Origin of the sequence: Allofournierella sp., assembly GCF_048388525.1 — a bacterium.
GTDB lineage: Bacteria > Bacillota > Clostridia > Oscillospirales > Ruminococcaceae > BQOK01.
The window spans coordinates 1-8,732 of sequence record NZ_DBGCTQ010000029.1 but is presented as its reverse complement, the minus strand read 5'-3'; the positions used below and the strand labels follow the sequence as shown (position 1 = coordinate 8,732).

The 8,732-nt window shown below is 64.3% G+C and carries 8 protein-coding genes; all 8 read right to left on the bottom strand.

From position 1 onward, the window contains the following. The coding region (locus ACMLHZ_RS02525; RefSeq protein WP_418666237.1) for an ABC transporter ATP-binding protein at positions 1-800 on the bottom strand (800 nt) is incomplete at its 3' end. 306 nt (positions 801-1,106) lie between these two features. After that, complete coding sequence (gene larC / locus ACMLHZ_RS02520; protein ID WP_418666236.1) at positions 1,107-2,375, bottom strand: nickel pincer cofactor biosynthesis protein LarC; 1,269 nt, start codon at positions 2,373-2,375, stop codon at positions 1,107-1,109. After that, positions 2,372-3,133 (bottom strand): nickel pincer cofactor biosynthesis protein LarB, encoded by a 762-nt coding sequence (gene larB, locus ACMLHZ_RS02515; protein WP_418666235.1) that lies wholly within the window; start codon positions 3,131-3,133, stop codon positions 2,372-2,374. The genes larC and larB overlap by 4 nt, the downstream gene beginning before the upstream one ends. A 3-nt stretch (positions 3,134-3,136) precedes the next feature. Next, positions 3,137-3,889, bottom strand: a complete 753-nt coding sequence (locus tag ACMLHZ_RS02510) for a TIGR00268 family protein (RefSeq protein ID WP_418666234.1) — start codon at positions 3,887-3,889, stop codon at positions 3,137-3,139. Between the two features lie 17 nt (positions 3,890-3,906). Next, positions 3,907-5,544 carry an ABC transporter ATP-binding protein gene (locus ACMLHZ_RS02505; protein ID WP_418666233.1) on the bottom strand — a complete coding sequence of 546 codons (1,638 nt, stop codon included), beginning with the start codon at positions 5,542-5,544 and terminating at the stop codon, positions 3,907-3,909. A 5-nt stretch (positions 5,545-5,549) separates the two neighbouring features. Then, entirely contained in the window at positions 5,550-6,389 is an 840-nt protein-coding gene (locus ACMLHZ_RS02500) for an ABC transporter permease (protein WP_418666232.1), read from the bottom strand. Further along, a complete protein-coding gene (locus tag ACMLHZ_RS02495) occupies positions 6,386-7,378 on the bottom strand; it encodes an ABC transporter permease (protein WP_418666231.1) in 993 nt (330 codons plus the stop codon). Before ACMLHZ_RS02495 ends, ACMLHZ_RS02500 begins: the two co-directional genes overlap by 4 nt. A gap of 41 nt (positions 7,379-7,419) precedes the next feature. Then, a partial coding sequence (locus ACMLHZ_RS02490; protein ID WP_418666230.1) for an ABC transporter substrate-binding protein occupies positions 7,420-8,732 on the bottom strand: 1,313 nt, incomplete at its 5' end.

Below are 8,732 nucleotides of genomic sequence, written 5' to 3'. Positions count from 1 at the left end.
CCAAAGCCCTTATCCACACAGGTAAACTCGTTGCCCGCAAACTCCACCATGAAGTCGCGCAGCATGATCCCGTCAATGATGTTGCTCTCGCCGATGAAGGAGGCGACGAAAGCGTTGATGGGCTCATTGTAAATATCAATGGGGCTGCCGATCTGCTGGATGTCGCCATCGTGCATGACCACCACCGTGTCGGACATGGTGAGCGCCTCTTCCTGGTCGTGGGTCACGTAAATAAAGGTGATATCCATCGCCTGCTGCAAGCGCTTGAGCTCCAGCTGCATTTCCTTGCGCAGCTTTAAATCAAGGGCCCCCAAGGGCTCGTCCAGCAAAAGAACCTTGGGGTGGTTGATCAGGCCCCTGGCAATCGCCACACGCTGCTGCTGGCCGCCGGACAGGTTGGAGGTATCCCGCCGCTCATAGCCTTTCAGGCCCACTACTTCCAGCATTTCCTGCACCCGCAGGCGGATCTCTTTTTCGTCCAGTTTTTTTTGCAGGCGCAGACCAAAGGCCACGTTCTCGAACACATTCAGGTGCGGGAACAGCGCATACTTCTGGAACACCGTGTTCACCTGCCGCTTATACGGCGGCAGATGGGTGATGTCCTGCCCATTAAAAAAAACATTGCCCGACTTAGGCTGCACAAACCCACCAATGACCCGAAGCGTCGTCGTCTTGCCGCAGCCCGAAGGGCCCAGAAAAGTGACGAACTCCTTGTCGTGGATGTCCAGCGAGAGGCCGGTGAGCACCGGTTCCCCGTCAAAGTCGACCACAATGTTTTTCAGCGATACGATCTCATTCATTTTATCATGCATCCCCCTTTGCGGAAATTTCCCGGGGCATATCCTCCGGGTCAGCGCCAATTATACCGCCCCGCAAAAGGTTTGTTACACCACCCCCGGAACCTCCCAGCCGGCGGCAGCTACAGCGATACATACAACGCCAATGTGTCAGATGCAACACATGCAATCACTACTATACAGTCCGCATCGCCCCCTGTCAATAGTTTTGCCGAAAAAATCAGAAAAAAGCCGGGATATTCCGTAAAGAACAGGAATATTCCGGCTTTTGGCTCAAAAACCTTTGGATATTCTTATAAAAGCTCCCGTTTACTCTGGTTTCCGCTGCTTTTCAAAAGCTTCAAGCGCCGCCCTTTGCACCTCGCACAAAGCCACCCCCGCCTGTTCTGCTGCAGCGGCCGCATCGGCATATTCGGCTTTTTGCTTAGGGCCCGGCCCGCCCGCGGCATATTTCACCCGCACCGTCCCGTAGGGCGTTTCCACCGGGGCCTCGGTGCGGGGCTGCACGGTACGCACAAGGCGCGCGGCGCGCACCCCCCAGCTGGTGGTGTGCTTTAAAAGCAGGCTTGTCATGTGCTCCTGGTCACCCGGCCGGCACAGGCAGCAAAGCATCACGCCGGGCCTGCCCTTTTTCATTTGTAAGGGCAGGGTATATACATCCAGCGCCCCGGCTTCCAGCAAACGCTGCTGCGCATAGGCCAGGGCCTCGCCGGTCATATCATCCAGGTTGCAGCACAGCTCGGCCACCTCGTCGCCCGCTTCCCCCCCGCTTTCCCCCGCAAAGGCCCGCAGGATGTTGGCCTGGGCGAAGTCCTTGCTGCCCACTCCCACGCCCGCGGCCCGCAGGGTCATGGGGGGCATAGGGCCAAATTCGGCAGCAAAGCTTTTCAGCAGCGCCGCGCCGGTGGGGGTACACAGTTCCCCCTGCACCGCGCCGCCATAGCAGGGCACGCCCTGCAAAAGATATGCCGTGGCAGGCGCCGGAACCGGCAGCACCCCATGGGCGCACCGCACCTGGCCGCTGCCCAGGTGCACCGGGCTGGCCACCACCCGGTCGGGTGCCAGCCAGTGCAGCAGAAGGCAGGCCCCCGCCACATCCGCCACTGCGTCCATGGCCCCCACCTCGTGAAAATGCACCTCGCTCACCGGGCAGCCGTGGGCGTGGCTCTCTGCCTCGGCGATCAGGGCATACACTGCCTTTGCCTTTTCTTTGACCGGCCGTGGCATGGGCAAACTGTCGATCATGGCCTCGATCTGGGCCATACCAGCGTGGTGGTGATGGCCATGCTCATGGCTGTGTTCGTGCCCGTGTTCATGGTCATGTTGATGGCCAGGTAAGGCGGCCGTACCGCAGGGCACATCCCGGCTCTGCTCCTCCTGCCCGTTCACCTGAACGGTCACATGCAGGCCCTGCACGCCGCACTTTTCCCGCCGCTCGGCACACACCGAAACGCCGGGGATCGCGTTCATCACCCGCAAAAATTCCTGCTGGCGCCCGGCGGGCAAGAGATCCAGCAGCGCTGCGGTCAGCATATCGCCCGCAGCGCCCATATTGCATTCCAGGTACAATGTTTTCACGCTTCACTTGCCCCCATATGGTTGATCATGCTGGCCAGATACCCAGCCCCGAACCCGTTGTCGATGTTCACCACGCTCACCCCGCTGGCGCAGGAATTGAGCATGGACAAAAGCGCCGACAGCCCGTTAAAGTTGGCCCCATAGCCCACGCTGGTGGGCACGGCGATCACCGGGCAGTCCACCAGGCCGCCCACCACGCTGGCAAGCGCGCCCTCCATGCCCGCCACGGCGATCACCACCCGGGCCTGCATCAAAATATCCAGCTTCGCCAGCAGCCGGTGCAGCCCGGCCACCCCCACGTCGTACACCCGCACCACGCGGTTTCCCATGGCCTCGGCGGTGCGGGCCGCCTCCTCGCACACCGGCATGTCGCTGGTCCCGCCCGATACCACGGCAATTGCGCCCGGCGCGGTGATGCGCCCGGTGGGCTTTACAATGCCCAGGCGGCACAGGGGGTCGTAGTCCATCTGGTGGGCGGCGCCCACGATCGCAGCCGCCTCTTCCGAAAGGCGGGTCACCAAAATGTCCGTGGCCCGCCGCGCTTCCATGGCCTCCAGGATCCCGCAGATCTGTTCCGGCGTTTTGCCCGCCCCGTAAATCACCTCCTGCGCGCCCTGGCGCAGGGCGCGGTGGTGGTCCACCATGGCGTATCCCAAGTCCTGAAAGGGCTCCAGCTTCATGCGAAGCACCGCATCTTCGGGCGAGAGCTCACCCTGCTTTACCTGCTGCAGCAGCGCCAGCATTTCCTGCTTTTCCATTTTTCACTCCTCCCTGCGGGGCGTAAGATCCAGCAGCACCCCACTGAACCAGGGGTTCAGCGCCCGGGTGATCGCCCCGCGCTTTTCCGCCGCCGCCCCAAACTGGGCGGCGGGCAGCTGCAGCCGGGCCAGCTCCCCCATCACCCGCACCCGAAAATCTTTAAATCCCAGCGCAAACAGCGCGCCCTCCGCAGCTTCCACGCGCTCCAGCGCCCCGGCGGTAATGGCCGTGCCGGTGGGAATGCGTGTGGCAAGGCAGGCATACGCGGGCTTTTCCCAGGTGAACAGCCCCAGCTCCCTGGAACGGGCGCGCACCTGGGTTTTTGGCACGCCGCACAGGCGCAGGGGGCTGAGCACCTGCAACTCCTCCAGTGCTTTCATCCCGGGGCGGTCCTGCGCGTCGTCCGAGGCGTTGGTGCCGTCCCACAGCTCGGCAAAGCCGTCGGCCCGCGCAGCGGCCAGCAGTGCCTTGAAGATCGCTTTTTTACAATAATAGCACCGGCGCGGTCCGTTGGCAACAACCTCGGGGTCCGCCAGCGGATCCGCGGCCAGCACGGTCAGTTCCGCCCCCAGCTGGGCGCACAGCCGCCGGGCGTCCTCCAGCTCAAAGGCGGGCTGGAACGGTCCCTTTACAAAATAGGGCCGCACCCTGCACCCCGCCCGCAGCGCCTCGGCCAAAAGATAAGCCGAGTCGGCCCCGCCCGAAAAAGCGATTGCCGCGGCCGGGTGTTCTTCAAAAAATTCCTGCAGCTTCATCTGTTTTTCCCCCTTTTTCAAAGCGTGATCTGGCGGGTGCACACCCGGTCCAGCAGGGGCTTTGCGTGGCTCACGGCCACCAGGCCGATCCCGCGCCGCGCGCACTCCTCCACCAAAAAGCTCCACAGCTGTGCCTGGGTCGAAAGGTCCAGCATGGCGCTCACCTCGTCGGCCAGCAGGTATCGGGTCCCGGGGGCCAGTGCCCGGGCAATGCAAAAGCGCTGCAATTCCCCGCCCGAAAGCTCGGCGGGGTAGCGGGCCAGCCAGTCCGGCTGGATGCCCAGCGCGTTCATCAGGCGATCTTCCGCTGCGCCCGCCTCGGCCAGGGTCCTTCCCAGGGTCAGCCGGGGATCCACCACCTGCTCCGGGTGCTGCCAAACCAGCTGCACCGGGCAGTAACCCCGGCATTGCTCCAGAGGCACGCCGTCCACCAGAATACGCCCCTGTTTCGGTTTTTCATAGCCTGCCAGCAGCTTGCAAAGGGTCGTTTTCCCCCGGCCGCTGGGGGCGTATACCCCCACCCGCTCGCCGGGCGCCACTGCCATGCCAAAGCGCTCCAAAATGCGGGTCCCGCAGGGGTAATCGAAGGTCACGGCCTCGGCCCGGAGCCCTTTTCCCTGCGCCGCGGCAGCGCCGTTTTTCCGCGCGGTTTCTTTTTCCCTTTCTTCCCCGGGTGCCGCGCACCGCAGCGCAGGCGCGGTTTGCCGCCCCGCCCCGCCTGCCTGGCCCGGCGCCCGAATACAGCGCACAAACCCCGGGCCGCTCTGCACATAGGGCACCGGTTCGCTGCACCGGGGGCCGCGGCGGGGGCAGCGGGGCGCAAAGGCGCAGCCCTGCGGCAATTCGCCCACCGGCTGGGTGCCGGGCAGCGCTTCAAACCCATGGGCGGGGCTCGCCCTCCACAGCGCCTGGGTATAAGGGTGCTGCAAAGCCGCCTCGCTTGCAAAGCTTGCGGCGGGCGCCTCTTCTATGGCCTGCCCGGCATACAGCACCACCACCCGGTCCGCCACCTTAAGCGCTGCCTCCAGATCGTGTGTGATCAGCAGCACCCCCGCGCCGTTCTGCGCCATCTCCTTAAAATGCCCCAGCACCCGTTCAGCCGCGGCCGGGTGCAGGCCGGGGGTGGGTTCGTCCGCCACCACCAGCCGGGGGCCGCCCAGCACGGCAGTGGCGATCAGTACCCGCCGCGCCATCCCGCCCGAAAGCTCAAAGGGATACTTCCTCTGCACCTCTGCGCCCAGCCCGTACCCGGCCAGAACGCGGGCAGCCTTTTCCTTTTGCTCCCTGCCCGCATGGGGGCCCGCCACCTGCGGCCCCACCCGCATCATCGGGTCCAGGTACGAGACGTTCTGCGGCACCAGAACGATCTCCCGGCCGCGCAGGCGCTTTGCCAGCGCCGCATCCAGCGGCCGGCCTTCATAAAACACCTGCCCGCCCACAGCCGCGTTGGCGGGCAGAATTCCCAAAACACGGTGAGCAAGCAGGCTTTTGCCGCTGCCGGAAGCGCCCACCACAGCCAGCAGCTCTCCCCCGTTCAGCGTAAAGCTCAGGTCCCGCACGCCGGCAAGGCTGCTTTTTCGGAAGCCCCGCCCATACCGGCCAAAGCCCACCGAAAGGTTCCTTACCTGCAGCAGAGGCGGCGTCTTTCTTTCCATACGCCTCACCCCTCTCCCGGCACGGTCACGGCCCAGAGCTGCTTCAGGCTCCGCCCGGCCAGATCAAACAACAGCACCGCCGCCACCAAAGCCGCCCCTGGCAGCACTGCCAGCCACCAGCGGCCGGTGGCGAGATACTGCATGCTTTCAGACAGGATCACCCCAATGGCCGGCTGCTCGCTGGAAAGTCCAAACCCCAAAAAGGTCACGCTGGCCTCGTGCAGGATCGCATGGGGAAAAAGCAGCACCAGGCCGGTAAAAAATTGCGGCAGAACCCCCGGCAGGATATGCCGCAGCGCAATGCCCGCCGCCCCCTGCCCCAGCTTGCGGGCCGCCAGCACATAGCCGCTGGTTTTCAGCTGCAGCACCTCGGCGCGCAAAAGCCGGGCCAGGCTCATCCAGTGGGTAAACACGATCCCCACGCACACCCCCCAGAACCCCCGCCCCAGCGCACAGGAAATAAGCACCAGCAGCAAAATGTGCGGCACCCCCATAAACAGATCAATCAGCCAGGTCACAAAGCCGTCGGCCCAGCGGCCCAGCAAGGCCGCAGCCGCGCCCAGCACCAGGGCCAGTGCCCCGCTCACGCAGGCGGTCACCACCCCGATGCGGATGCTCAGCGAAAGGCCCGCCGCCGTGCGGGCCAGCATATCCCGCCCCAGCCAGTCGGTCCCAAACAGGCAGGCCGCGCCGGGGGCCAGGTTTTTGCGGCTGAAATCCGCCTGTACCGCCGCGTCGCCGCAAAAAAGGCCCCACAGGGTCACAGCCGCAAGCAGCCCCACAGCCAATATCAGCTTGCAGGCCGCGGCGGGCCGCGGCTCACGCAGGAGCTCAAACAGTTTCATAGCTGCGCCCCCTTTCGGATGCGGGGGTCGATCAGGCCATACAAAAGATCGGCGATAAAGTTTGCAAGGAATACCACCGCCGCCGAGATCACCGTGATCCCCAGCAGCAGGGGCAGATCGCCGCCCAGGCCTGCGGCCACCGTGGCCTGCCCAAGGCCCGGGTAGCTGAACACCTGCTCCACCAGCACCGAGCTGCCCAGCACCTCGCCCAGCGAGGCAAACTGCAGGGTCACGGCCGGCAGCGCCACGCCCCGCAGCCCATGCCGCAGCACAATGCCCGCCCTGCTCTCCCCGCGGGCGGCGGCAAACAGCGCGTGATCGCTGGCCAGCACCTCCACCAGTTTTTCCCGGGTGTGCAGCGTGACCGAGGCCGTGCCGGTCAGGCTGAGCGCCAGCGCCGGCAGCACCGCGTGGCGCAGCCGGTCGGCCAGGGTCACGGCTGCGCTCTCCATGCCAATGGGCACGCTCAGGCCAATGGGCAGCCAGCCCAGCCACACCCCAAATACCATAAGCAGCAGCAGCGCCAGCCAAAAAGCAGGCGTGCTGGCAATCAGCATGGACCAGCCCTTGATCAGTTTATCCGGCCAGCGGCCCTGGAACGCACCCGCCAGCATGCCCATGCAAAACCCCAAAAGGCCCGAGAACACCCACGCCAGCACCAGCAGCCACACCGAGCCGGCAAGCTTTGAGCCGATCACCTCCAGCACCGGCCGGCGGTATAAAAGCGAGGTACCAAAGTCCCCCTGCAGCATTCCCTTTGCCCAGGCAAAAAAACGCTCCACAGGCGGGGTATCAGCGCCCCAATAGGCCTCCAGCTTTGCGATCTGTTCCGGGCTCATGCTGCCCAGGGCCGCCTGCCCCACATTTTGCTGCAGCGGATCGATGGGTGAAAGGGTGAGCAGCCAAAACGCCGCCAGTGCCGCGCAGCCCATGAGCAAAAGCATTTTAATAAAATTTTTTCCCGCGCTTTTCATCCTGCGCTTTGCCACCGGGCATCCTCTCCCTTATTTTCTGCGCTTTTGCCGCGGCTTCAGGCCGCCCAGCTCCACTGGTCCACATTGTTCACAATCGACCAGCCGTGGCCGTGGGGGTGCAGCTTTTGCTGCGCCACCGCCAGGCCGTCGCGCACCCAGTATAGATGGTCGATGTTCACCAGCCACACCCAGGGTACCTCCTGGGCCAGCACTTCGCTCTGGGCCTGCTGCCACAGCGCATAGCTCTCTTCCAGATCACCGCCGGCAAGAGCGGCGTCCATCACCTCGTCCACCCGTGCGCTGGCATAGGGGGAATACTCCGCGGTATCCGCGCCCGGCGCAGTGTGGTAGATGTTGTAAAGCTCCATGGGGGTGTGCGCCCCCCAGCCCCACACCAGGGGCTGGCTCAGCGCGCGGGCATAGGCGGTATCCCAGTCCACGCCCTCCGCCTTCGCGGCAATGCCCAGCTCCCCGAGCTGGTTTGCCAGGTCGGCCGCCAGCGCCTGCCGCGTGGAATCCCCCATGGGATACATCACGGTCAGCTCCGCTTTCATGCCGTCTTTTTGGCGTGTTCCGGCGGCATCCAGCTCCCAGCCCGCCGCATCCAGCAGCGCGGCCGCCTTTTGGGGGTCATAGGCCACTTCGTTTGCCGGCGAGTACCAGGGCATCTGGTCGCACACGCTGTACGCGGGCGTGCCGTAACCGCCCAGCACATTCCCAATCATCTCCTGCCGGTCAATCCCGCAGTTGATGGCCTGGCGCACCCGCACGTCCGCTGTAAAATCATTCCCCGCAGTTCCGTCAACGGCTGCGGCAGGCAGGTTGATGCCCCGGTTATCCACGGTTTTTACCGCCATCAGGCCGTACCCAGCCACCGTTTGATCCGCATACGCCGGCGCGGTATAGGCCACGTCCACCTGCCCCGCCTTGGCCGCTGCAAAAGCGGCGTCCTCGCTCATGAACAGTACCACCACTTTTTCCATCTGCACCGGCTGGCCGTAATAATCCGGGTTTGCCTCAAAAATCACCTGCTGCCCTTTGTCCCACTGTTTCAGCACATAGCGGCCCGAACCAATGGGATTCTGGCCGTAATCCGGGCCATAGGCGTGTTCGGGCACGATTCCCACAATGGCCATGGTGTAAGGCCAGATGGAATAGGGCCGCGCCATGTGGAACGCCACGGTGGTGTCGTTCACCGCCTCGGCGCTCTTCAGCATGGTAAAATCGTTCACCGAGCTCTCGGCCTTCACGGTATTATAGGTAAACGCCACGTCGGCTGCGGTCAGGGGCTCGCCGTCGGTAAACCTCACGTCGTCCCGAATGGTCACGGTCCAGGTCAGGCCGTCCTCGCTTGCTTCCATACCTGTTG